The organism is Oleiphilus sp. HI0086 (assembly GCF_001635225.1).
Genome location: NZ_LWFZ01001051.1, coordinates 1 through 1,316 on the forward strand (window position 1 = coordinate 1; position 1,316 = coordinate 1,316).

Genomic DNA, 1,316 nt, shown 5'->3' on the forward strand with positions numbered 1-1,316 from the left:
AAACGGATCTGGATTACAGCACTTACAAAGGACTTCCGAATACAAATAACAAAGCTGTACCGTAACCTTTTAACGACACACAATTAGTAAGACGGGATATAAAATTGGCTAAGACGATTGTCATAACTTCTGGAAAAGGCGGCGTAGGTAAAACCACCACTAGCGCGTCCATATCAACAGGTCTGGCCCTTAAGGGCAAAAAAACAGTAGTCATTGATTTTGATGTAGGTCTACGAAATCTGGACTTAATTATGAACTGTGAACGACGCGTCGTTTACGATTTCGTAAATGTCATCAATGGCGAAGCGACACTTAAACAAGCACTTATCAAGGATAAGCAGGTTGAAAATCTGTACATCCTGCCAGCGTCTCAGACTCGTGATAAAGATGCCCTATCCGAAGATGGTGTTGAAAAAGTTCTATCTGAACTTGCCAAGACTTTCGACTTCATTATCTGTGACTCACCTGCCGGTATTGAACACGGCGCACAGATGGCTCTGTATTTTGCCGATGAAGCGATTATCGTCACAAACCCTGAAGTATCTTCAGTCAGGGATTCTGACCGAATCCTTGGTATCCTGAACAGTAAATCTCGACGTGCCGAGCAAGGACTAGAACCCGTCAAAGAGCACCTGCTACTAACTCGCTATAACCCAGAGCGAGTCGATAGAGGCGAAATGCTTAATGTAGAAGATGTAAAAGATATTCTGGCCGTGAAACTACTAGGCGTTATACCTGAGTCTCAGGCAGTACTATCCTCTTCAAACCAAGGGGTTCCTGTTATTCACGACCAAGAAAGCAATGCCGGACAAGCCTACTCGGATGCTGTAGAGAGACTGCTAGGTAACGAGCTGCCTCATCGCTTCTTGCAAACAGAGAAAAAGGGCTTCTTTAAACGTATGTTTAAGGGGTCTACAACAGCATGAGTTTTTTCGATTACTTTAAAAGCAGCAAAAAGAACACTGCATCAATCGCTAAAGAACGTTTACAAATCATCGTCGCACATGAACGAGGTAAACGTGAACAACCTGATTATTTACCTCAGCTCCAACAAGAGATTCTCGAGGTGATAAGAAAATATGTACCTGTCGATCAAGAACAAGTTCAGGTACAGCTAGATAAAAACGATGATTGCTCAATTCTGGAACTAAACGTTACACTTCCAGAAGATTAAGACCAAGACCTCTTCGGAGGTCTTTTTTTTAAGTTACTACTGTAGAATTTAAGTAAAGGAATGACCCCATAGCATGAACACTGGCAACACCACTTCAGGAAAGCTAAATAAACTCTACGCTCGCGACATTATGACTCCACAC

Annotated in this window: 2 protein-coding genes; both read left to right on the plus strand. The window is 42.6% G+C overall.

The genetic code is table 11. The annotated features are described in order from the left end of the window. Window positions 1-104 precede the first annotated feature (104 nt). Entirely contained in the window at window positions 105-926 is an 822-nt protein-coding gene (gene minD, locus A3756_RS18855; RefSeq protein ID WP_068554293.1) for a septum site-determining protein MinD, read from the plus strand. Further along, window positions 923-1,174, plus strand: a complete 252-nt coding sequence (minE, locus tag A3756_RS18860; RefSeq protein WP_068513820.1) for a cell division topological specificity factor MinE — start codon at window positions 923-925, stop codon at window positions 1,172-1,174. Before minD ends, minE begins: the two co-directional genes overlap by 4 nt. Window positions 1,175-1,316: the final 142 nt, after the last annotated feature.